We start from the raw sequence: 21,783 nt of genomic DNA, 5'->3' as shown, positions 1-21,783 counted from the left end.
ACTATACTAGACTCACGGAGAAAAAATAAAATGAAAACTAAAACCGCATTAAACCCGACCATATTCGTAATATTTGGCGGAACAGGTGATTTAAACAAAAGAAAATTAGCGCCTGCCCTATACAATTTATTTATGGAGGGTTACATGCCAAATAAGTTTGCCATTATTGGTACCGGTAGAACCGAATTTACTGATGATAGCTACAAAGCTGCCCTGGAAGATGCTGTTAACCAATTTTCGCGTAGCGGAAAAGTTAAAAAAGACAGATGGGATGATTTTGGAAACACCATTCACTATTGCCCAACTGATTTTGCGCAGCCTAAAACATTCGAAAACCTTAAAGCAGCAGTAGAAAAATACCAGAAAGAATATGGTGTTGGCACACAGGTAATTTTCTACCTTGCCGTTGCACCTAACTTCTTCCCTATTATTGCCGAGTGTTTACAGAAATATAAACTTACGCAAGATGAAGATAACAGCAGAATCGTAATCGAAAAACCTTTCGGTCATGATTTAGAATCTGCAAAAGAGCTGAATACTTTATTGAGCACCATTTTTACCGAAAAACAGATCTACCGTATCGATCATTATTTAGGTAAGGAAACTGTTCAGAACATGATGGCTTTCCGTTTCGCTAATGCGTTATTCGAACCACTTTGGAACAGATCTTATATCGACCACGTACAGATTTCAGTAACCGAACAGTTGGGTGTTGGAGATCGTGGTGGTTACTATGAAGGTTCGGGTGCTTTAAGAGACATGATCCAGAATCACTTGTTACAGCTACTCTGCCTGATTGGAATGGAAGCCCCGATTAATTTTGACGCCGATGAGATCAGAAACCGTAAGGTAGAAGTTTTAAAAGCCATGCGTCCATTCTCTGCCGAAGATATCCGTTTCCATACCGTTCGTGGTCAATACAGCAAAGGCTGGGTTGAAGGCAAGGAGGTTCCGGGTTACCGTCAGGAGAAAGGTGTTGATGATCATTCAAATACAGAAACATTTGCGGCGGTTAAGTTCCATATCGATAACTGGAGATGGCAGGGCATTCCGTTCTACTTAAGAACAGGAAAACGCTTAAACCAAACTTCATCGTTAATTACTATCCAGTTCAGAGATGTACCACACCAGATTTTCTCTTCAGGTGTAACTGAAAACTGGCAACAAAACCGTTTGGTAATCAGTATTCAGCCAGAAATGAGTATCCGTATGCAAGTACAGGCTAAACGTCCTGGATTAGATATGGTATTAAACCCGGTTGATATGGTTTTCGATTACAAAGGAACTTACGAAGGTGATACCCCCGAAGCTTACGAAACTTTGTTACTGGATGCAATGATGGGCGATCAAACCCTGTTTATGCGCGGCGATCAAGTAGAAGCAGCTTGGGAATTGGTGATGCCGATCTTAAACACCTGGGAAAGCAAAAAATCAATCAATTTCCCTAACTACCCTGCCGATAGCTGGGGACCTGAAGAAGCTGAAGCACTGATTGCAAGAGATGGTTTCCATTGGTTTAACCTGCCACTGAAGAATAAGGATTAAACAAAAAACCCGTCATTGCGAGGTACGAAGCAATCCTACTACGTTTGTTGTTCAAAACCAGACGCTTTAAGATTGCTTCGTACCTCGCAATGACGATTAACTTATAAAAATGAATCTACTTATATACAAAACCCTCGAAGAGTTAAACCAGGATTTAGCTGACTACGTAATCAAAATCGCTGAAATGTCGATTGAAGAAAACGATCGCTTCAATTTTGTTTTAACCGGAGGAAGTTCTCCAAAAGCCTTATATCACCTTTTGGCTACAGAGTGCCAACACAGAATTGACTGGGAAAAAGTTTATTTCTTTTTCGGCGATGAGCGTAATGTACCCGCCAACGATGATAACTACAATGGATTAATGGCTAAAAAAGCAATTTTAGATCCATTGGGCATTAAAGAAGATCATATTTTTTATGTAGATACCACTTTAGCACCTGAAAAAGCGGCTATAGAATATAAAAAAGCAATTGATAAGCATTTTAATGGCGAAGATATTGCGTTCGATCTTATTCTTTTAGGTATGGGCGATGATGCACACACGGCATCTATCTTCCCACATACTACTTTGGTTAAAGATGAGGAGGTAAACGTAGCTTCGGTATTTGTTGAGAAATTAGATACCTATCGCATCAGCTTTACTGCACCATTAATTAACAAGGCAGATAATGTGGCCTTTTTAGTTTTCGGCGAGAATAAGGCTGAGGCTTTAAAGCACGTGATTGGCGATGAGCAGAAAGATGTAAATACCTACCCTTCTCAACTGATCAATCCAATTGACGGAAAATTAACCTGGTTTACCGACGAGGCAGCTACAAAATTATTAGAAGATTAAAATACCATGTCTGACGAGCAACAATTATCAGACTTTTTAAACGGAAAAACGGAATATACCTTAGGGTTATTCCGTTTTTTTATTGCACAACTTACCGGGTTGGGCACAGTTAACTTACGTCCTACTAAATCGATGGTTGCCATTGAAGGCAAAAAAAGCTTTGCCTACATTACCCAACTGGGTAAAAATTTCATCCATGTCGTTATTCCTTTCGATAAAGCTTATGAAGACAACCTTTGCTTTACCAAAATTGTACAGGTACCTGGAACCAATCAGTTTAACCATCATTTAAGGATCTTTTTTGAAGAAGATGTAAATGATGAAGTGAAAGGATTTCTGAAAATGGCTATGGAAAACGACTAGCTGGCCTTGGCTCGTGCAGACACGAACCAAGAACTAGCAACCAACTTAATCCAGTTTTTCTTCTATCAACAGCTTAATGATACCATCAGCTAATCCTACCTTCGGCACATAAATTTGCTTAATGCCCGTCCATTTCATTAAGGTCAGGTAAATCTCGCAGGCTGGAATAATTACATCGGCACGATCAGGATTTAAGCCCAAAGTGTTGATCCGTTCCTTTAAGGAGTAACTGGTTAACTTATTGTACATCGCATTGAGCTTTTGCAGTGACAAAGGCGCGTTTTCCTTCTCGTCCGACATGCGGAAAAGCTTGTTAATGTTTCCACCCGTTCCAATACCAGCCAAATGTTTGTAAGCTTTGGTATGCTCTTTTACCCAGTCTTTCATTTCATCCCAGGTTTCTTCCTTATCCTGATTATCAAGCATCCTGATGGTACCGATATTGAACGATCTCGAAGCCTCGGGCACCCCCTTTACAAAGACAGATAATTCGGTACTACCACCACCTACATCAATGTACAGGTAGGTTTTATTCTCATCCAGTTCCTCTTCAATATGGTTGGCGTAAATAATATTGGCTTCACGTTGTCCTTCGATAATTTCCAGCGTCACATCGGTTTGTTGCTTAATCAGCTTTACAATATCCTGTCCGTTGTTGGCTTCACGCATAGCTGAAGTTGCACAGGCCAGGTATTCGGAAACGTGATAAACATCCATCAGGTTTTTAAAAGCCGTCATGGTTTTTACCAGATCTGCCGATTTTTTCTCAGAAATATGCTGATCCAAAAAAGCATCATCGCCAAGCCTTAATGGCACACGGATGAGTGTATTTTTCTTGTATTTGTATTTTCCGTCCTGTTTGCTGATATCGGCAATGAGTAACCTCACGGCGTTCGAACCGATATCTATAGCTGCGTATCTTAACATTATGATTGATGCTTGGTTTTTAAATAGTTGTAGATGTCTACCTGCGCTCTTATTTTTTTACTTAATCTGTTTTTATGGTATTTATTGTTGTTTAGGGCATTAATTTGCCTCGATTTGGTATTATCCTGCAATTGCAGATCAATAATATCCTGTATCTCCTGTTTAACATCCTGGTCCAGTACCGGAAAACCTACCTCTACGCGGTGTTCAAAATTCCGGCTCATCAAATCGGCTGATGATAAATACATATCGTTTTTGCCGTTATTACCGAAAATGTAAACACGTGCATGCTCTAAAAACTTATCGATAATGCTGATGGCCGTAATATTTTCGCTAAAGCCCTTAACACCCGGAATTAAGCAACAAATACCACGCACAATCAGTTGAATTTTAACACCTGCATTGCTGGCATCGTAAAGCTTAGCTATAATACCTTCATCAGCCAAACTATTCACTTTAAGCAAGATATAAGCAATTTTGCCGGCTTTGGCATTTCTAATTTCGCGGTTAATGAAATTAACCAATTTCGACCGGCTTTCTAATGGCGAAACAATTAAATGCTTAAAGCCACCAGTAACCGTTCTTTTGTTCAGGGCATCGAAAAGTTTCACCAAATCGTTGGTAATTTCCTTTCTGGCCGTAAAAATACTATGGTCGCAATATAAACCTGCTGTTTTCTCGTTAAAGTTACCGGTAGCCAGATTGGCGTAATATACTGGCTTATCTTTCTCTATCCGTTTAATCAGACAGATTTTTGAGTGCACTTTATAATCGGTAAGGCCATAATTTACCTTTACGCCTTCTTCCATTAAACGGGTTGTCCAGAAAATGTTGGCCTGCTCATCAAAACGGGCTTTAAGTTCTAGTACAACCGAAACAGTTTTACCGTTTTTAGCAGCGTTGATTAAAGCATTGATTACTTTCGAATTTTCGGCCAAACGATAAAGTGTAATCTGTATTTCGGTTACTTTAGGATCGATAGCCGCTTCGCGAAGAAACAAAATGATATAATCGTACGATTGGTATGGCAGGTTAACCAGATAATCCCTTTGTGCAACCTTGGCAAAAACACTTTGCGTACGATGCAAATCGCGCACTTTTAGCGGAACATTAGGCGTATACTCCAATTCCTTTTTACCCACATTTGGGAAAGCAATAAAATCTCCAAATTTGTGGTAGCGGTTACCCGGAATTAAACTCTCGGCCTCCAATTTTAGTTTGTTAACCAAAACAGTAAGCATATTTAAAGGCATGGCCGAATCGTATAACAAACGCATCGGTTTACCTTTTTTACGCTTTTCAAGGCTGTTTTTAAGGTCTTCGATAAACTTATCACTCACATTGTTATCAATATCCAGCTCCGCATCTCGGGTTAACTGAATAGAGTAAGCTTCTAAATTATCGTAAGTAAAAATATAGAAGATATCGTCCAGGCAATAGCGGATAATATCTTCGGCCATGATGATAAATTTTAAATCGTTTGTTTCGGGGAGAACGAGAAAGCGCGGTAAACTGGGCGGAATTTCGATCAGGGCATATTTTTCCCTTAACTTGGTATCCTTTTTCGATAATTTAACGAAGAAATACAAAAACCTATCCTTTAATTCGGGAAAAGGTTTATCCATATCCAGCATAATGGGTACCAGATTCGATAAGATTTTATCTCTGAAATGGTTTTTAACAAACTCGCCCCGACTCACATTGAGCTGAGTATCGTTTAAAATAAAAATCCGGTTCTGAGCCAGCTCATTAATTAGGGTTGCCTGAAAAAGCTGATCAAATTTGCGTTCCTGTTTTACGACTATGTTTTTAATCTCATTCAGGATTTTTTTAGGGTTAAATCCTAAGAGTGCTTTGGCTTTATCGTTCAGATTAGTCAACCGGGTCATGGTAGCTACACGAACGCGGTAAAACTCTTCTAAATTTGACGAAAAGATAGAAAGAAACTTAATGCGTTCAATTAGCGGCACAGTTTCATCGGCTGCTTCCTGCAGCACACGCTCATTAAAATAAAGCCAGCTAATTTCGCGGTTAAAAAACGGTATCTTCTTCTTACTCATTTAAAAAAATAAAAAATCCCTGCCAAAACAGGGATGTTCAAAACTGCATATTAATTTGTTAAATCGATGTTAATTAATTGACGCATTAACGTTAACAAATTTATTTTTTGGCTGGTGTTTTAGCTGTTTTCTTAACTGGTGTGGCGGCTTTTGTTGTTGTTTTCTTAACTGGAGCAGCCTTTTCGGTTTTCGGAGCAGTTACCGTTTTTGCAGGTACCTTACTTGCGGGCACAGCTTTTTTAACGGCTGGGGCTACTTTCGTCACAACCTCTTTAACTGCTGCAGCTGGTTTGGCCAGTACTTTTTCGACTTTTTCTTCGGTGGCAATTGCGGCAACTTTCACACTCTGTACCACGGGTTTAGCTTTAGCAACTGCTTTTTTAACCGTTTTTTCGGCAGTTTTTTCCGATTTACTTAATGGCTTTGCCGCCGTTTTTTTAACTTCTTTAGCTTTCTCTTTTGATGAATGTACCAGATCATCTATTTTTTGTCCAACCTCGGCTTTTACAATGGTAAATTTCTTGGTCAGTTTTTTTGCAACGCGCTTACTGGCTTTCCCTACTTCCACACTGATTTCCGATACATCATGACCTAAACTTTTGATTACTTCCAGAAATTTGTCGGTGATAGATTGCTCCAATTGTTTCTTAACTTCCTTTTTCGTTATCTTTTTTTGAGACTTCGGTTTAGTGGTTTTCATATTATTTTTCGTTTTTTTGTGAGGACAGAATAATTTCTACTAAATCTACTTATTTTTTTACTTTAAAGCTAAAACCATGCCTTCTTTTGATATAGTAAGTAAAGTTGATGCGCAAACGCTCGACAATGCCGTTAACAATGCAAAAAAAGAAATCCTTAACAGATACGACTTTAACGGTTCGAAAAGCACCATCGATCTGGATAAAAAAGCAAACGTAATCACCATTGTTACCGAAGATGATATGCGTTTAAAAGCCATTGAAGATTCGATCATTTCAAGGATGATGAAACAGAACCTTGATCCAAAAAGTTTAGATTTTGGCGACGAACAACACTCTTCGGGCAATATGATCCGCAAAGAAATCAGCATTAAAGAAGGATTAGACAAAGAAGCCGCCAAAAAAGTGGTTGCGAAGATCAAAGCCAGCGGCTTAAAAGTACAACCCTCTATCATGGATGATCAGGTAAGGGTTACCGCTAAAAAAATCGATGATTTACAGGCGGTGATCAGTTTATGCCGGGGCGAAGATTTCGGACAACCATTGCAGTATATTAATATGCGTAACTAATAGGGTTAACTGTCTTAGATGGTTAACTGTTTAAACTGGTTAATCGGTTAACTGTTTTGGTGGATTCCATCAGTTAACCAATTTATACAATTAACCGATTAACCATTAGATACGCTTAACCGATTAACCTAAAAAAATGGAAATCAGCGAAAACGGATTCATATTCTCTGATAAAAAGGAGCTTTTAAATATCGAAGCCATACACCATTATTTAAGTGTAGAATCGTACTGGGCAAAAAATATCCCGTTAGAAACGGTAAAACGCTCAATTGCAAATTCACTTTGTTTTGGTATCTATAAAAACCAGGAACAGGTGGGTTTTGCCCGTTGGGTAACTGATAAGGCAACATTTGCCTGGCTTTGTGATGTTTACGTAGCGGAAAATTACCGTGGACAAGGTTTATCTAAAAAACTGATGTCGTTTATGATCTTCCACTCCGATTTGCAGGGGCTGCGCCGCTACCAGCTGGCTACTTTAGATGCACATGGCTTGTACGAACAGTTTGGCTTTGCAGCAATCGAAAACCCCGAAAGGCAAATGGGTATTGTAATCCCCAATATTTACAGCGAGCCTAAATAAATTAACTTATTTTAAAAACATACAATCCAGATGAAAAACCTTCTGGATTTTTTTATTTGGAATGTGCCGAAAACATCATTTTTAATACATTTTCGTCTAATAGAAAAATTAAAATTAACTTTCGGCGTTTAATTCAAAAATATAGAATGAATAAAAGTAGAATTTTCAGCGCGCTTTTAAGTGCAGCGCTCGTAAGTGCGGTACCAGCTTTGGTGCAGGCACAAAAAGCAAACTGGCAAAATCTTGATCTTAAAAGTGATAGTACATTCGGTATCAGTACCGAAAAAGCATATAAAGAGCTTTTAAAAGGCAAAAAATCGGTTAAGGTAATTGTTGCCGTTAACGATGGTGGTGTGGAAGCTACACATGAAGACTTAAAACGCATCATGTGGGTAAACAAAAAAGAAATTGCCGGCAATGGTAAAGACGATGATAAAAACGGTTATGCCGATGATATTAACGGCTGGAACTTTATTGGTGGCCCAAAGGGATCGGTAAACTTTGAAACCTTAGAGTTAACCCGTTTGGTACGCCGCGATATGGCCCGTTTTGCCAATACAACTGATGCAAACGTTGCAGAAAAAGACAAAAAAGACTGGGAAACTTTTAAGGCAGAAAGAGCTGACCTCGAAAAACAACTGGGAGAAGCCAAAGCAAACTTAGCCGGTATTAGCGGATTTAAAAATGCACTTGATGCTGTGGTAAAAAAAATCGGTAAAGAAAATCCTACTGCCGAAGACTTTAAAAACTTTAAACCTAGCACACCAATTGAAGGCCGTATACAAAGTGTATTGGCAAAACAGCTTGAAGAAGGTAGTTTTAAAGATTTTTACGAAGATCAGATTAAGGAAGGTTTCGATTATTACACCCGTCAGGCAGAATATAACCTAAACCTTGATTATAACCCACGCGATATTGTTGGCGATAATCCGGATGATGTTAACGAGAAATTTTACGGAAACAATGATGTTGCTGGTCCGGATGCCATGCACGGTTCGCACGTTGCCGGTATTATTGCGGCAGATAGAACCAATAAAATTGGAATCTGGGGCGTTGCCGATAATGTTGCCATTATGGGCGTACGTTGTACACCAAACGGCGATGAGCGCGACAAAGACGTAGCAAACGGAATCCGTTATGCGGTTGATAATGGCGCTAAGGTAATTAATATGAGCTTTGGTAAAGCCTATAGCTGGAATAAAGCTATTGTTAATGATGCCATGAAATATGCTGCTTCTAAAGACGTATTGATTGTACAAGCTGCCGGCAACGAAAACAAAGATATCGATGTAGAAACCAATTACCCTAACCATAAAGACCTGGATGAAAAAACCATCGCATCGTGGATTACAGTTGGCGCTTCTGGCCCAACTGACGATGAGACATTAAAAGCCAGTTTCTCTAATTTTGGTAAAACACAGGTTGATGTTTTTGCGCCAGGTGTACACATTTACTCTACTGTACCGGGTTCTAAATACAAAAACTTAGATGGTACCAGTATGGCCTCTCCTGTTGTTGCAGGTTTAGCGGGTTTAATCCGTTCTTACTATCCGAAATTAACGGCTGCTCAGGTTAAAGAAATCATTGTTAAATCGGTCACAAAAGTAAACCACAATGTTTCTTATGCTAAAGGCGAAGAGCCAGGTGCTGAGAAAGTATCAGTTCCTTTTTCTGATCTTTGTATCAGTGGAGGTATCGTTAATGCTTACAATGCGTTGAAATTAGCAGCTACCTATTCAGGTAAAACTACTGCTAAATAAATATTTTTAAAGAAGTCAAGTTTTAAAAACTTGACTTCTTTATCGAATTACAATGTATCCATATCAATTACAAAGCGATACTTTACATCGCTGTTTAATACCCGCTCGTAGGCTTCGTTTACGTAATTGATGTTAATTACTTCCACCTCCGAAACGATATCGTGCGCTGCACAAAAATCGAGCATCTCCTGTGTTTCTTCAATACCACCAATACTCGAAGCTGTTAAAGCCCTGTTGCCATGCATTAAAGCCGAACCCGGGAATTTAATTGGCTCTGCCGGTAAACCTACGCAAATGTGTACACCATTAACCTTTAAAAGCTTAAAGTACATTTCGTAGTTATGTGGTGCTGAAACCGAATCGATAATAAAATCGAAATGCTTGGTATATTGAGCCAGTTGTTCAGCATCTTTTGTTACTACAAAATTATGGGCACCTAATTTTCTGGCATCAGCTTCTTTTGAAGGCGAAGTACTTAAAACCGTAACATCGGCACCAAATGCAACGGCAAATTTAACCGCCATATGACCTAAACCACCAAGACCTAAAATGGCAACTTTATGTCCTTTGGTAATGCCCCATCTTTTAATGGGCGAATAGGTTGTAATTCCGGCACAAAGCAAAGGTGCTACCCCAGCCAGCGGAAGTTTATCTGATACATGAACCACAAATTCTTCGGTACACACAATTTTGTTCGAGTAGCCACCGTAAGTTGGCGTAGTTTTATCGCGCTCTACGCTGTTGTAAGTCCAAACGGTTTCGCCTTTTTCGCAAAACTGCTGCTGACCGCCTTTACAGGTTGGGCATTCCTTACAACTATCAACCATACAGCCAATACCAGCTAAATCGCCTACTTTAAATTTAGATACCGCCGAACCTACTTCGGTAATACGGCCCACAATTTCGTGGCCCGGAACCATTGGGTACCTCGCAGGCCCCCACTCGCTACGCACCTGGTGAATATCGGAATGACAAATTCCGCTGAATAAAATTTCGATCAATACATCTTTTGGTCCAACGTTTCTTCTTTCGAAATTCCATGGAGCCAGTTTATCGGTTTGGCTGTGAACAGCGTATCCTTTTGCAGCTATCATATATTTTAAGTTTTATTCAAAGCTAGAAGATTAAGCTTTAGCATTCGTCATGCCTGCTTCATTTCGGGATATGCCATATTGTTGCATTTCTATTTTCAGCGACTAAAAAAACGAGCTATTTTACACTAATCCCTTATAAATTAAGCTATAGCAAAATAATTTTCAAAATATTCATTCAATTTATATTTTTATAAAATGGACAACGTAAAACCACTACCCGATTTATCTGCAGAAGAACAACGTGTTTTAGGCGCATTAATAGAAAAAAGCCGAACCACACCCGATTATTACCCAATGACGCTGAATAGCTTAACCGCTGCATGCAACCAAAAAAGCTCGAGAAACCCGGTAGTAAATTACGATGAAGAAACAATTACCTTAACCTTAAACCAGCTTAAAATTAAAGGGTTAATCTCAACAGCTACAGGTGGTTCCAGTCGTGCAACTAAATATAAACACAACCTGGCAATCGTTTACCTACTGTTACCTTCTGAGTTGGCCATTATTTGTCTTTTATTATTACGTGGTCCATTAACCCCGGGCGAAATAAATAGTAATTCGGGCAGGTTATATGAGTTTGAAAACATTGAAGAAGTTTTAACACAGCTGGAAAAACTATCAGAAGATGAACCCGGTTTTGTAAAACAGCTGCCCAAAAGAACCGGACAAAAAGAAGCACGTTTTGCACATTTATTAGGCGAACAGGCAGAAACCACTACAGAACCCGAAACAGAAAGCTCCCCGGTGGTCTCCGCTTTTGATTCAACCGAATTGGAAAACCGTATCGAAAAACTGGAAAAGGAAGTAGAAGAGCTGAAAGAACTGGTTAATTTGTTGATGGATAAATAGTTTGGTCGTCAATGGTTTATTGGTCAATAGTTCATTATTTCTACCCATAGCCCAAACGTCATTTCGAGCGGAGCTAAATCTTCATAGCCAAACCGTCATTTCGACCGTAGCGGAGAAATCTATTTAGTCTCTCGATCATTACCCAATAATTTCTCCGTGTTTTTCCGTGCCTCCGTGGCAAAAAACTCAAGGAAAAAAAAATGCCCGGCTATGAACCAGGCAATCACTTTATAATAAAAAAATAAATTAAGCCGTGTACTTTTTAAATATCGTACTGGCGGTATGCCCTCCGAAACCAAAAGTGTTGTTTAATACATAATTAATTTCTTTTTTAATTGGCTCGCCCAGAACAATATTTAAACCTTTAGGAATATTTTCATCCAGGTTTTTCGTATTAATTGTTGGCGGAATAATACCATCTCTGATGGCTAAAATGCTGATCACACTTTCAATCGCACCAGCCGCACCTAACAAGTGACCCGTCATAGATTTAGTTGCACCAATTACCACAGGCAAGCTATTAAAGACGCGATTGATAGCCTGTAGCTCACTCAAATCGCCCAAACCGGTTGAAGTAGCATGTGCATTAATGTAATCAATCTGATCAGCAGTAATTCCTGCATCTTTTAAAGCGCTGGTCATACCCAATCCGGCACCAACCCCATCAGGAGGCGTTCCGGTTAAGTGATAAGCATCTCCGGCCATACCGCCACCAACAATTTCGGCATAAATATGTGCACCACGGCTAACAGCATGCTCCAGTTCCTCTAAAATCAAGGCTCCTGCTCCTTCACCCATCACAAATCCGTCGCGATCTGTATCAAAAGGTCGTGACGCACCCTGTGGATCATCATTTCTTTTCGATAAAGCCTGGGCTGCATTAAATCCACCTACTGATGATTTGGTAATGGCAGCTTCCGAACCTCCGGCAATCATAATGGCTGCTTTACCCAAACGAATGGTATCAAAAGCATTAATAATAGCCGTGTTAGAAGAAGCACAAGCGGAAACGGTACAATAATTTGGACCGCGTAAACGGTGTCTGATCGAAATTACACCTGCTGCGATATCCACAATCATTTTAGGGATAAAAAACGGGCTAAACCTCGGCGTACCATCACCAGCATGGAATTCTTCAAGCTGCGCTTCAAACGTACCGATACCACCATTTCCGGTTGCCCAGATTACCCCTACTTCGGCCAGTTCATCATCGATCATTGTACTAAAATCGAGGCCCGAATCGGTTATCGCCTGATCGCTTGAAGCGATTGCATACTGCGTAAAAACGTCGTATTTTTTTATTTCCTTTTTATCCAGAAAGGTCTCGGCATTAAAGTCTTTTACCTCGCTTGCAAACTGGGTTTTAAACTTTGAAGCATCAAATTTTGTAATCGGACCAACACCACTTTTGCCAGCCAGTATCTGTTGCCAAAAGCTTTCAACGGTATTTCCAAGTGGGGTTATTGCGCCCAAACCTGTTACTACTACTCTTTTCATGTTAATTATTTTTAGTCAATGCCTTTAAATCAGCTTGTAATTAAAGGCAAGCGCAAATCCGGGATTTACACTTATCGCGGCAAAAGTACTATTCCTGTAGCTAAAATTGATATGATAAATGTAAAGCCTGAATCCTTTTTGTTCCTGCTTATCCCCTGCTTGTTAAACAGATTCAATCCAGGCTTTTCGGTTTGCATTCATGACATTTAAGGCATCTGCAGGCGATTGTCTGTATAATTCGTATATTTTTGCCGTATCACCAACCCTGATTTCAAAATCATCGTTTGCCAAAGCAGCAATCAGTTCATCAGCTACCATACTTGGTTTTATACCGTTATGCCCACCAATTTCTTTAGAGAATTCGGTATCAACCAATGGCGGCATCAATTCGAAAACCTTAACAGGCGATCCTTCCAAACTCAACCTTAACGAAGTAGAATAAGAATGTAAAGCTGCTTTACTGGCCGCATAGGTTGGCAAGGTAACGCCTGGTACATAAGCCACAATTGAAGAAACATTTACAATAGCTGCTGATTCTTGCTGAGTTAGTACAGGCAGTAATTTCTGATTAACCCTAATGATGGATAAATAATTGGTCAGCATTTCGTCTGCTGCATTGGCATAAGCATCCTCATTATGATCTGCCAGGTTATACAGAATGGCTCTCCCAGCATTATTAATCACGATGTTTAACTGCGGATAATCGGCTTTAATACGTGCTACCAAAGCCTCTACATCTTCGGCCTTGCTTACATCCGACAGGATGGTTGTAACATTACTTAACGATGCCGCAACAGCGTCTAAACGCTCCTGGTTCCTTCCGGTAACAATTACATGGTTGTTTAAAGCAGTTAATTGTTTAGCAATTTCTAAACCGATACCGGCAGTACCGCCGATTAATAAAACAGTATTTTGTGAAGTTTTCATTTTATATTTTTTTTAAAATTTTAAGATTAAACAAGTGCTCACCGCGTGAGCATAAGTGGTATTATTTTCATCAAGTAATTGAGCTTCAAGCAAAGCAGTGCGACCACCCAGATTAATCACTTTAGCCTGTGTTTTTAATTTTCCGGTTTTGATGGTAACCGCTTTCAGGAAATTTACTTTAAGTTCTAAGGTGGTGTAGCCCGTTCCGGCGGGCAAAAGCGAATGCACCGAACAGCCCATAGCCGAATCTAAAATAGCCGTAATTACGCCACCATGCACTGTTCCGATAGGATTATAATGGAATTCCTGTGGGGTAAATTCGAAAACTACATTCCCTTTTTCTATTTCGGTTACGCTAAAATCCAAAGTGTATAAAAGTGGTGGCAAGGGAAACTGATTGTCACGCATGGCCTCTAAATAAGCTATACCATCCATTTTCATGGCTTCTTGTGCGCCTTTCATTGGGTCTTCCCAGGTTATTTCTTTAGTTCGTTTCATATTAAATACCGATCGGTATATTTTATAGCAAAAAAAATATTTTTCAGGCTCTGCTTCTTTCCTTCATCTCGAAATACAAGATTTCCAGACATCAATTCATAATAACAGGACAAATATATACCGATCGGTATATTTATTTGTCACCAGAAAATCTTTTTTTCAAGTGGAGTAGAATACTGGCTGAATTGCTTTGTATAACAGGAAAGCAGATTTTAGTTTTAACGTTTGAATTTTGTAACTTTGATTTTATGAGCAAACCAGAGAGCATAGAAGATTTTTACAGAAACAAATTCAGTTTTCTACCCGAAAACCTACAGAATGACGTAGGTCACTTTAATGTTTTTAAGCTGGAAGACTGCCTGAAAGAAGACGCCAGACCGATGAGCTATAACCGCCGTGATTACTATAAAGTTTCGCTGATTCGCGGTCACAACGTATATCACTACGCAGATAAAAGTGTAGAGATAAATGGCACCGCATTGATATTTTTCAACCCGCTTGTTCCTTACACCTGGGAATTGGCGAGCGGGCAAAAAAGCAATGTTACCGGTTTCTTTTGCATTTTTACTGAATCCTTTTTTAAGGAAAAAATCCGCGGGAACATTGGCGACTTACCCATGTTTATACCCGGTGGCAAGCCAGCTTACATTTTAAATGAAGCACAGGAAGCACATGTAGAAAGCATCTTTTCGAAAATGTTTGAAGAGATTAATACCGATTACGTGTATAAATACGACCTCTTAAGGAACTACATTACCGAGATTACGCACTTTGCCTTAAAAACACAGCCTTCGGAAGCTTTATTTAAACATGTAGATGCAAACAGCCGGATTACATCGGTATTTACCGAGCTGCTGGAACGCCAGTTCCCAATCGAAAATACTACCCAGAGGTTAACCATGCGCTCGGCAAAAGATTACGCCTCGCAACTTTCGGTACATGTTAACCACCTTAACCGCGCCATTAAAGAAACTACAGGTAAAACCACTACCCATTACATTACCGAACGCTTACTAAGCGAAGCTAAAGCCTTATTAAAGCATACCGACTGGAATATATCGGAAATTGGTTACTGCCTGGGCTTTGAAGAACCTACCCATTTTAATAACTTTTTCAAAAAATTAACCAACCACACCCCTACCTCTTACCGAATTGTTTGAATTTCGTAATCATCGGTTTGAATCATGTAATAGGTAGCATGCCTCTTGTTTGTAATTTTGTCTAAACAAAAAAAGATAAAATTATGGACAAGAAAAAAGTTTGGTTTATTACCGGAGCTTCGAAAGGCTTAGGATTAAGTTTGGTTCATCAATTGTTAAAAGCCGGCCAATATGTTGCAGCCACTTCGAGAAATATTGCCGAACTGAAACAAGCAGTAGCTACTGATTCGAAAAAATTCCTTCCGCTTTCGGTTAATCTTTCAGACGAACAAAGTGTAGAAAAAGCCATTAAAGCAACTGTTACCCAATTCGAACGCATTGATGTGATTATCAATAATGCTGGTTATGGCATTGGCGGCAGTATAGAAGAACTTAGCGATGCAGAAACACGCAATAGTTTCGACGTAAATGTATTCGGTACCTTAAATGTAATCAGAAAAGCTTCTCCTTATTTGAGGGCGCAACGCTCAGGGCATATTATCAATATTTCTTCAATTGCCGGCATTACAGGCGCAACTGGCTGGGCTATATACGCTGCTGCTAAATCGGCAGTAATTTCCCTATCCGAAATATTGGCCGAAGACCTTAAAGATTTTGGCATTAAAGTTACCGTAGTTGCACCTGGTGCATTCAGAACCAGTTTTTTAACCGCCGAATCTTTGGCACTGGCCGCTAATCCAATTGCCGAATATGAAGCAGTAAGGGAAACGCACGCCCGGTATCTAAAAATGGATGGCCAGCAAATAGGCGATCCGGAAAAAGCAGCTGCAGCCATGATTTCGCTTGCCAGCATGCCCAACCCACCATTGCACTTATTATTAGGTAGAGATGCATTTGACCGCGCTACAGCCAAAATTGAAGCATTAAGTAAAGAAATTAATGCATGGAAACCGATTTCTATCTCAACAGATTTCGACCAGTAAACCCTATTTAAAATTTAAGAAAAAGATTATGGACAACCAGAAAGTATGGTTTGTAACCGGCGCTTCAAAAGGCCTGGGACTAACCTTAGTAAAAAAATTATTGGGCAATGGATATCATGTTGCAGCAACTTCGAGAAATTTAAGCGATTTATCCAAAGCAGTTGGCGAACACGAAAACTTTTTGCCCTTAGCTGTAGATTTAATCAACGAAGGCAGTGTAGAAGCGGCGATCAGCCAAACCATCAGCAAATTTGGCCGTGTAGATGTAGTGGTTAACAATGCAGGCTACGGCATGTTGGGTGCGCTTGAAGAGTTGAGCGACAAAGAATCACGTGAGAATTTCGACATCAATGTTTTCGGTTCACTGAATGTAATTAGAAAGGTATTGCCACAAATGCGAAAACAGCAATCAGGGCATATTTTCAATATTTCATCTATCGGTGGTTTCTCAGGAAATTTCCCTGGATTTGGCATCTATTGCGCTACCAAATTTGCTGTAGCAGGCTTTACCGAATCGCTGGCGGCAGAAGTAAAATCGCAAGGTATTAAGGCAACAGTAGTAGAACCGGGTTATTTCCGGACAGAATTTCTGAACGCAAGCTCTTTAGCTGTTCCGGCGAACCCTATCGATGCCTACAAAGAAGTGCGCGATTCGCAGGCTATGCACCAGAACGATATTAACAACCAACAGCCCGGCGACCCGGCCAAAGCTGCTGAAGTAATGATTGAAGCTGCTAAAAGCGAAAATCCACCATTGCATTTATTCCTGGGACCCGATGCCTATCAGGTTGCAGAAGCAAAAATAACTGATGTACAAAGGGATATGGCTAACTGGAAATACCTGGCAACAGCTACGAACTTTGAAGCGGCGAATGCTTAATTAGAATTTTATCACGAACTGGCAGATTAGCGGGTTCGTGATAATTCTTTTTATCCTATTAATATAGTGTACAAACATTTATTGCCAGGCTACTCGCTTAAATTTTTGCTAACAAAATCTTCCATGTAAACCTTTACCAAATCTCTGGTTCTCTTAAATTCAGCCATAATTTCTGTTTCCGTACCAATAGCTTTTGCCGGATCGGGAAAATTATGGTGCAGCTTGATGGCTTGTGTTGGAAAATACGGACAGCTTTCTTTCTCATGATCGCAAACCGTAATCACATAATCAAACGGAACATCAACATATTCATTAATATTGTTTGACGTTTGACCGGATATATCAATTCTATCTTCTGCCATAATCAATACCGCTTTGGGGTTAACACCATGAACTTCAATTCCGGCACTGTAAATTTTAGCTTTGGTTTGCGCAAAATGTTTCAGATAACCTTCTGCCAGCTGACTTCTGCAGCTATTACCTGTACACAGCACTAATACATTTTTCATAAATTTAAGTGATTAACAACAGCCGCTTCCAAGTTTACAATTGGTTTCGTTTGCAGCCAAATTTACCAGCTCAACTTTTCTTTTTTCAGGTTGTACTGGCGCACAACACTCTTCGCCTGTTGCTGTAGTTCCGCAGCTGCCACCTCTGCCAATGGCTTTACATTGTGTTGCATCGGGTGTTAGGTCCAAAATCAGGTTTTCGCCATCAATTTTAAATTCACCAGGAAACATTTGCCTGGTGTCAAAAGCAGAATTTCCAAATTCAATTTTAACAATGACATTAGGGTTTAACGGCAGTTTACTTTCAACTAAATCGATGATAGACAATGCCTTTTTCACCTGCATGGCCCTAGCTTCTTCCTGCATTTCAGGTTCCCAAAGCTGCACAATAATTTCGGTCCATACGTTCATTACTCCACCACAATCAACCGACACAATGGGGGCCTGTTTAATTTCGGTGATGTGATAATTGGCTTTAACCAATTTATCAGAGGCATACCGGAATTGTAGTACCAATTCTGGATGTTGTTGAAGTTCAGTTTTGAAACTGCTCCAATCAATAGAGATGTTATTAATCATAATATTGCAATTTAACGATTGATTTGTATAAAAAATTTTAACAGCAGTTTTGCTCACCCTGATATGATGAGAAAAAATCGCCAAGTTGTTTTTGTAAGAACTTCAACATTTTAGATTCAATACAATAGCAAATGCTTACTCCTTCTATGGTTCCCTAGATAATACCTGCATTTTTAAGTTCTTTTAAATGCTGCGAAATGGTTGCTTGTGCTAAACCAATTTCCTCTACCAAATCGCCACAAATGCAGGTATTTGACTTAAGAATACGCTGTAGAATAGCAATACGGGCAGGATGTGCCATCGCCTTAAGCAGTGCTGCCAGCTGGTTTTGTTCTTCGGTAAAAATTTCTGTTTTAGTAAGTCCCATAATTATATATCGCAATATTACGATAGTTAGATTGAATATTAAAATTTATTTCCAGTATAATGGCCAAATACAACCTTACAATAGATTTGGACGTTCTGTTTAGTGAATAAAAATTAGTAATTTAATAAAAAAATCAATCTATGTGGAAATTTTACGCCATACTTTCGGCCTTATTTGCTGCTGCAACAGCCATTTTAGCTAAAGTTGGGCTTAAAGGGATTAATGGAAATGTTGCAACGGCCATTAGAACGGTTTTAATTCTGTTTATTGCCTGGGGCATTGTACTGGCAACCGGAGAAATTACCCAACTCAAAACATTGAGCAAAAACAACCTCCTCTTTTTAGGATTATCCGGGCTGGCAACTGGCCTTTCGTGGATTTTTTACTTCAAAGCGCTCGAAACCGGCGATGTTTCTAAAGTAGCACCCATTGATAAACTCAGTGTGGCCATTGCCATGGGACTTGCATTTTTAATTCTAAAAGAACCCATCGATGCTAAAACACTTATTGGTGGCGGGCTGATTGTTGCCGGAAGCATTGTAATTTTGCTATAGTTTTTTATCCTAAAAACATAAAAACTACCTTAAAACCTTATACTCGAAACCTTAAAAATTTCAACAAAAAAAACCGCTGACTAATACATAGCCAACGGTTCTACATTTATATAGGGATGAGTAATTACTTTTTCGGTTTTGCGCTCATAAAGAAAGTAAGTTTACCACCATTGGTAATATCCGCATGTTTAATTTTATGATTGCTGATTTCTTTGCCGTTCAATAAAACTTTTTCTACATACACATTTTTGTCACTTTGTTTAATGGCCTCAACGGTGAAGGTTTTGCCATTTTCTAAATTGATTACCGCATGGCTAACCAGTGGACTACCCAACGAATACACATCAGAACCTGGTGCCACCGGATAAAATCCAAGCGAAGAGAACATATACCAGGCGCTCATTTGTCCGCAGTCATCATTTCCGCCCAAACCATCGGCAGTTGGTTTATATTGCATGTTTAAAATGTGGCGTACCTGAGCCTGTGTTTTCCAGGGCTGATCGGCCCAGTTATACAGGTAAGCAATGTGATGCGCAGGCTCATTTCCATGAACATAACCACCAATAATGCCTTCGCGTGTAATATCTTCGGTGTGTGCAAAAAATTCATCAGGTAAATGCATGGTAAATAAAGTATCCAGGCGTATTGCGAATTTCTTTTTGCCACCCATCATTTCAATCAGCGTTGCCGGATCTTGTGGTACAAAGAAACTGTAGTTCCAGCTGTTACCTTCAATAAAACCCTGTCCTTCGGTATCTTTCGGATCGAATTGTTTTTTAAAGGTACCATCGGCCAGTTTAGGGCGCATAAAGCCTGTGGCGCTATCATAGTTATTTTTCCAGTTGTTAGACCGTTTAATAAATTCATCATAAACATCCATACGGTTCAGTTTCTTAGCCAGTTGGGCAATTGACCAGTCGTCGTAAGAATACTCCAGATTGTTAGAAACAGAGATACCCGATTTTTCGGCAGGAATGTAACCCTTATCCATATAGTAACCAATCCCTTCGTAATCGCGGTGCTTCGCTGTAGCTATACAAGCATCCAATGCCTTATTCGCATCGCCTGTATAGGTACCTTTAATAATAGCATCTGAAATAACTGAAACGCTGTGGTAACCACTCATACACCAGTTATCGTTGGCATAGTGCGACCAGATTGGCAACATGTGTAAACTGCTTTGATCGTAATGAGCGAGCATCGATTTCACCATATCGTTACTGCGGCCAGGCTGCGTAATGTTAAAAAACGGATGTAATGCCCGGTAAGTATCCCAAAGTGAAAAAGTAGTGTAATTGGTAAAACCATCAGCTTTATGTACCCCCTGATCTAAACCTTTATATTCGCCGTTAACATCGGTGTAGGTTGTAGGGTTAATGTAAGCGTGGTATAAAGCAGTATAAAAATTAATTTTATTATCCTTAGAGGTAGTTACCTGCACTTTATTCAACTCCTTGTTCCAGGTAGCCTGCGCCTGTGCTTTAACTTTTTCAAAATCCCAGCCCGAAATTTCGGCACGCATGTTCTGCAAGGCATTTTCCTGGCTAACCGGCGAAAGCGCAAACTTAATTTTCACCTTCTCTCCTTCCTGCGTATCAAAATCGAAGAACATTTTTAACTTTTTGCCTGCAATTTCAGGGAAGTTCTGTTCCTGATTAAATTTACCCCAGAATCCGCGGTAAGCTTGTTTGGCATCGTAACTTTTACGCCCATAGCTTTTAAAAGGTTTAGAAAAACTCATCGCAAAATATACTGTTCTGGTTCTGGCCCAGCCATTGGTTTGGCGATAGCCGGTAATCAGCGTATCGTTTACTACGCGAACATAGGTCCAAACTGTTTTTTCTTCATAATTATAAATCCCGGCCATCAAATCTAAGATAATATGCGATTGATCTGATTTAGGAAAAGTATATTGATGCATCCCCACGCGTGTGGTCGAAGTAAGTTCTGCAGTGATATTATCATCATCCAGCTTCACTTTGTAATAACCTGCTTCGGCCACTTCGTTTGCATGCGAAAAAGCCGAACGGTAACCGCCTTTAGGATTTGATGCAATACCCGGATTTAACTGTAGCTTGCCTTGCGTTGGCATGATTAAAAAATCGCCCAGATCAGAATGTCCGGTCCCGCTAAAATGGGTATGGCTAAATCCGGTAATGGTTTTATCTTCATATTTATAACCCGCGCAATATTTGTACACGTCACCATTGTACTTACCGTTTACTTCGTAAGATAAGGTATCGGTTTCGGGACTTAACTGTACTGCACCAAAAGGAACAGTTGCACCGGGATAGGTATGCCCCATTTTTGAAGTACCAATAATCGGCTTAACATACTGCACCAGATTCTGCTGTGCCGAAGCAACCATGCCTGAAAGCAAAAGACAGGGCAGCATAACTTTTTTAATCATATCCGTTTTGAGATTAGCTTGTTTTCTTTAAAATTCTAAGGTAGAAATTTATTTTCAAATATGCGCAAATAACAAGACTAAAACGTTTAAGTAAAACAAAAAATACATTTTATATGGTTTAAATTTAGGGAAACCCGGTTTATTGGTTAACCGGTTAATTGTTCAAACTGCTTAACCAGAGATGCTCAACAATCGGGC

21 protein-coding genes and 1 pseudogene are annotated in these 21,783 nt (G+C 39.7%); 11 read left to right on the top strand and 11 right to left on the bottom strand.

Going from position 1 to position 21,783, the window contains the following annotated elements; genetic code table 11:
• The first annotated feature begins 30 nt into the window (after positions 1 to 30).
• From zwf to DBR40_RS11775, 3 genes are all read left to right on the top strand, one after another.
• Entirely contained in the window at positions 31 to 1,545 is a 1,515-nt protein-coding gene (gene zwf / locus DBR40_RS11785) for a glucose-6-phosphate dehydrogenase (protein ID WP_124559939.1), read from the top strand.
• 109 nt (positions 1,546 to 1,654) lie between these two features.
• Positions 1,655 to 2,380 carry a 6-phosphogluconolactonase gene (gene pgl / locus DBR40_RS11780; protein WP_124559938.1) on the top strand — a complete coding sequence of 242 codons (726 nt, stop codon included), beginning with the start codon at positions 1,655 to 1,657 and terminating at the stop codon, positions 2,378 to 2,380.
• Between the two features lie 6 nt (positions 2,381 to 2,386).
• Entirely contained in the window at positions 2,387 to 2,743 is a 357-nt protein-coding gene (locus DBR40_RS11775; RefSeq protein ID WP_124559937.1) for a DUF5655 domain-containing protein, read from the top strand.
• 45 nt (positions 2,744 to 2,788) lie between these two features.
• Here the strand turns inward: DBR40_RS11775 and DBR40_RS11770 are convergent, their stop codons facing one another.
• The 3 genes from DBR40_RS11770 to DBR40_RS11760 all read right to left on the bottom strand — a co-directional run bounded on the left by DBR40_RS11770 (position 2,789) and on the right by DBR40_RS11760 (position 6,430).
• Positions 2,789 to 3,670, bottom strand: coding sequence for an exopolyphosphatase (locus DBR40_RS11770; protein WP_124559936.1), 882 nt, complete (start codon positions 3,668 to 3,670; stop codon positions 2,789 to 2,791).
• Positions 3,670 to 5,730, bottom strand: coding sequence for a polyphosphate kinase 1 (ppk1, locus tag DBR40_RS11765; RefSeq protein WP_124559935.1), 2,061 nt, complete (start codon positions 5,728 to 5,730; stop codon positions 3,670 to 3,672). The genes DBR40_RS11770 and ppk1 overlap by 1 nt, the downstream gene beginning before the upstream one ends.
• A 100-nt stretch (positions 5,731 to 5,830) precedes the next feature.
• Positions 5,831 to 6,430 (bottom strand): hypothetical protein, encoded by a 600-nt coding sequence (locus DBR40_RS11760; protein WP_124559934.1) that lies wholly within the window; start codon positions 6,428 to 6,430, stop codon positions 5,831 to 5,833.
• Between the two features lie 76 nt (positions 6,431 to 6,506).
• Between DBR40_RS11760 and DBR40_RS11755 the strand changes: the two genes are divergently transcribed.
• From DBR40_RS11755 to DBR40_RS11745, 3 genes are all read left to right on the top strand, one after another.
• Positions 6,507 to 6,998 carry a YajQ family cyclic di-GMP-binding protein gene (locus tag DBR40_RS11755; RefSeq protein WP_124559933.1) on the top strand — a complete coding sequence of 164 codons (492 nt, stop codon included), beginning with the start codon at positions 6,507 to 6,509 and terminating at the stop codon, positions 6,996 to 6,998.
• 136 nt (positions 6,999 to 7,134) lie between these two features.
• Positions 7,135 to 7,578: a GNAT family N-acetyltransferase gene (locus tag DBR40_RS11750; protein ID WP_124559932.1), complete on the top strand. Its 444-nt coding sequence runs from the start codon at positions 7,135 to 7,137 to the stop codon at positions 7,576 to 7,578.
• 146 nt (positions 7,579 to 7,724) lie between these two features.
• Positions 7,725 to 9,338, top strand: coding sequence for a S8 family peptidase (locus tag DBR40_RS11745; protein WP_124559931.1), 1,614 nt, complete (start codon positions 7,725 to 7,727; stop codon positions 9,336 to 9,338).
• Between the two features lie 47 nt (positions 9,339 to 9,385).
• On the opposite strand, the gene DBR40_RS11740 is transcribed toward DBR40_RS11745, so the two are convergent.
• A complete protein-coding gene (locus DBR40_RS11740; protein WP_124559930.1) occupies positions 9,386 to 10,432 on the bottom strand; it encodes an NAD(P)-dependent alcohol dehydrogenase in 1,047 nt (348 codons plus the stop codon).
• Between the two features lie 195 nt (positions 10,433 to 10,627).
• Here DBR40_RS11740 and DBR40_RS11735 point away from each other — a divergent pair, with 195 nt between their 5' ends.
• Positions 10,628 to 11,281 carry a YceH family protein gene (locus DBR40_RS11735; RefSeq protein ID WP_124559929.1) on the top strand — a complete coding sequence of 218 codons (654 nt, stop codon included), beginning with the start codon at positions 10,628 to 10,630 and terminating at the stop codon, positions 11,279 to 11,281.
• Between the two features lie 246 nt (positions 11,282 to 11,527).
• Here DBR40_RS11735 and fabF read toward each other — a convergent pair whose 3' ends face one another.
• From fabF to DBR40_RS11720, 3 genes are all read right to left on the bottom strand, one after another.
• Positions 11,528 to 12,778 (bottom strand): beta-ketoacyl-ACP synthase II, encoded by a 1,251-nt coding sequence (fabF, locus tag DBR40_RS11730; protein ID WP_124559928.1) that lies wholly within the window; start codon positions 12,776 to 12,778, stop codon positions 11,528 to 11,530.
• A 162-nt stretch (positions 12,779 to 12,940) separates the two neighbouring features.
• Positions 12,941 to 13,705, bottom strand: a complete 765-nt coding sequence (locus DBR40_RS11725; protein ID WP_124559927.1) for an SDR family oxidoreductase — start codon at positions 13,703 to 13,705, stop codon at positions 12,941 to 12,943.
• Between the two features lie 12 nt (positions 13,706 to 13,717).
• Complete coding sequence (locus tag DBR40_RS11720; RefSeq protein ID WP_124559926.1) at positions 13,718 to 14,203, bottom strand: PaaI family thioesterase; 486 nt, start codon at positions 14,201 to 14,203, stop codon at positions 13,718 to 13,720.
• Positions 14,204 to 14,451: 248 nt separating this feature from the next.
• On the opposite strand from DBR40_RS11720, the gene DBR40_RS11715 reads away from it, so the two are divergent.
• From DBR40_RS11715 to DBR40_RS11705, 3 genes are all read left to right on the top strand, one after another.
• Positions 14,452 to 15,363 (top strand): helix-turn-helix domain-containing protein, encoded by a 912-nt coding sequence (locus DBR40_RS11715; RefSeq protein ID WP_124559925.1) that lies wholly within the window; start codon positions 14,452 to 14,454, stop codon positions 15,361 to 15,363.
• Positions 15,364 to 15,446: 83 nt separating this feature from the next.
• Complete coding sequence (locus tag DBR40_RS11710) at positions 15,447 to 16,286, top strand: SDR family NAD(P)-dependent oxidoreductase (protein WP_124559924.1); 840 nt, start codon at positions 15,447 to 15,449, stop codon at positions 16,284 to 16,286.
• A 28-nt stretch (positions 16,287 to 16,314) separates the two neighbouring features.
• The gene (locus tag DBR40_RS11705; RefSeq protein WP_124559923.1) at positions 16,315 to 17,166 is read left to right on the top strand and encodes an SDR family oxidoreductase; all 852 of its coding nucleotides are present in this window, start codon (positions 16,315 to 16,317) and stop codon (positions 17,164 to 17,166) included.
• Between the two features lie 89 nt (positions 17,167 to 17,255).
• On the opposite strand, the gene DBR40_RS11700 is transcribed toward DBR40_RS11705, so the two are convergent.
• The 3 genes and pseudogenes from DBR40_RS11700 to DBR40_RS27270 form a co-directional block, all read right to left on the bottom strand.
• The gene (locus tag DBR40_RS11700; RefSeq protein ID WP_124559922.1) at positions 17,256 to 17,675 is read right to left on the bottom strand and encodes an arsenate reductase ArsC; all 420 of its coding nucleotides are present in this window, start codon (positions 17,673 to 17,675) and stop codon (positions 17,256 to 17,258) included.
• 12 nt (positions 17,676 to 17,687) lie between these two features.
• Positions 17,688 to 18,254, bottom strand: coding sequence for a DUF6428 family protein (locus DBR40_RS11695; protein ID WP_124559921.1), 567 nt, complete (start codon positions 18,252 to 18,254; stop codon positions 17,688 to 17,690).
• Between the two features lie 157 nt (positions 18,255 to 18,411).
• Positions 18,412 to 18,621: pseudogene (locus tag DBR40_RS27270) on the bottom strand (ArsR/SmtB family transcription factor); the annotation flags it as partial.
• 140 nt (positions 18,622 to 18,761) lie between these two features.
• On the opposite strand from DBR40_RS27270, the gene DBR40_RS11685 reads away from it, so the two are divergent.
• The gene (locus DBR40_RS11685) at positions 18,762 to 19,175 is read left to right on the top strand and encodes an EamA family transporter (RefSeq protein WP_124559920.1); all 414 of its coding nucleotides are present in this window, start codon (positions 18,762 to 18,764) and stop codon (positions 19,173 to 19,175) included.
• Between the two features lie 124 nt (positions 19,176 to 19,299).
• Here DBR40_RS11685 and DBR40_RS11680 read toward each other — a convergent pair whose 3' ends face one another.
• On the bottom strand, positions 19,300 to 21,585 hold the full coding sequence (locus DBR40_RS11680) for a GH92 family glycosyl hydrolase (RefSeq protein ID WP_199748323.1): 2,286 nt from the start codon (positions 21,583 to 21,585) through the stop codon (positions 19,300 to 19,302).
• Positions 21,586 to 21,783: the final 198 nt, after the last annotated feature.

This window comes from Pedobacter sp. KBW01, from assembly GCF_003852395.1.
In the GTDB taxonomy this organism is placed as follows: Bacteria; Bacteroidota; Bacteroidia; order Sphingobacteriales; family Sphingobacteriaceae; genus Pedobacter.
This window is presented reverse-complemented; position numbering and strand designations above follow the sequence as displayed.

Coding starts and splice junctions, on each gene's coding strand:
- zwf (WP_124559939.1), top strand. CDS start 31: ATGAAAACTAAAACCGCATTAAACCCGACCATATTCGTAATATTTGGC.
- pgl (WP_124559938.1), top strand. CDS start 1,655: ATGAATCTACTTATATACAAAACCCTCGAAGAGTTAAACCAGGATTTA.
- DBR40_RS11775 (WP_124559937.1), top strand. CDS start 2,387: ATGTCTGACGAGCAACAATTATCAGACTTTTTAAACGGAAAAACGGAA.
- DBR40_RS11770 (WP_124559936.1), bottom strand. CDS start 3,670: ATGTTAAGATACGCAGCTATAGATATCGGTTCGAACGCCGTGAGGTTA.
- ppk1 (WP_124559935.1), bottom strand. CDS start 5,730: ATGAGTAAGAAGAAGATACCGTTTTTTAACCGCGAAATTAGCTGGCTT.
- DBR40_RS11760 (WP_124559934.1), bottom strand. CDS start 6,430: ATGAAAACCACTAAACCGAAGTCTCAAAAAAAGATAACGAAAAAGGAA.
- DBR40_RS11755 (WP_124559933.1), top strand. CDS start 6,507: ATGCCTTCTTTTGATATAGTAAGTAAAGTTGATGCGCAAACGCTCGAC.
- DBR40_RS11750 (WP_124559932.1), top strand. CDS start 7,135: ATGGAAATCAGCGAAAACGGATTCATATTCTCTGATAAAAAGGAGCTT.
- DBR40_RS11745 (WP_124559931.1), top strand. CDS start 7,725: ATGAATAAAAGTAGAATTTTCAGCGCGCTTTTAAGTGCAGCGCTCGTA.
- DBR40_RS11740 (WP_124559930.1), bottom strand. CDS start 10,432: ATGATAGCTGCAAAAGGATACGCTGTTCACAGCCAAACCGATAAACTG.
- DBR40_RS11735 (WP_124559929.1), top strand. CDS start 10,628: ATGGACAACGTAAAACCACTACCCGATTTATCTGCAGAAGAACAACGT.
- fabF (WP_124559928.1), bottom strand. CDS start 12,778: ATGAAAAGAGTAGTAGTAACAGGTTTGGGCGCAATAACCCCACTTGGA.
- DBR40_RS11725 (WP_124559927.1), bottom strand. CDS start 13,705: ATGAAAACTTCACAAAATACTGTTTTATTAATCGGCGGTACTGCCGGT.
- DBR40_RS11720 (WP_124559926.1), bottom strand. CDS start 14,203: ATGAAACGAACTAAAGAAATAACCTGGGAAGACCCAATGAAAGGCGCA.
- DBR40_RS11715 (WP_124559925.1), top strand. CDS start 14,452: ATGAGCAAACCAGAGAGCATAGAAGATTTTTACAGAAACAAATTCAGT.
- DBR40_RS11710 (WP_124559924.1), top strand. CDS start 15,447: ATGGACAAGAAAAAAGTTTGGTTTATTACCGGAGCTTCGAAAGGCTTA.
- DBR40_RS11705 (WP_124559923.1), top strand. CDS start 16,315: ATGGACAACCAGAAAGTATGGTTTGTAACCGGCGCTTCAAAAGGCCTG.
- DBR40_RS11700 (WP_124559922.1), bottom strand. CDS start 17,675: ATGAAAAATGTATTAGTGCTGTGTACAGGTAATAGCTGCAGAAGTCAG.
- DBR40_RS11695 (WP_124559921.1), bottom strand. CDS start 18,254: ATGATTAATAACATCTCTATTGATTGGAGCAGTTTCAAAACTGAACTT.
- DBR40_RS11685 (WP_124559920.1), top strand. CDS start 18,762: ATGTGGAAATTTTACGCCATACTTTCGGCCTTATTTGCTGCTGCAACA.
- DBR40_RS11680 (WP_199748323.1), bottom strand. CDS start 21,585: ATGATTAAAAAAGTTATGCTGCCCTGTCTTTTGCTTTCAGGCATGGTT.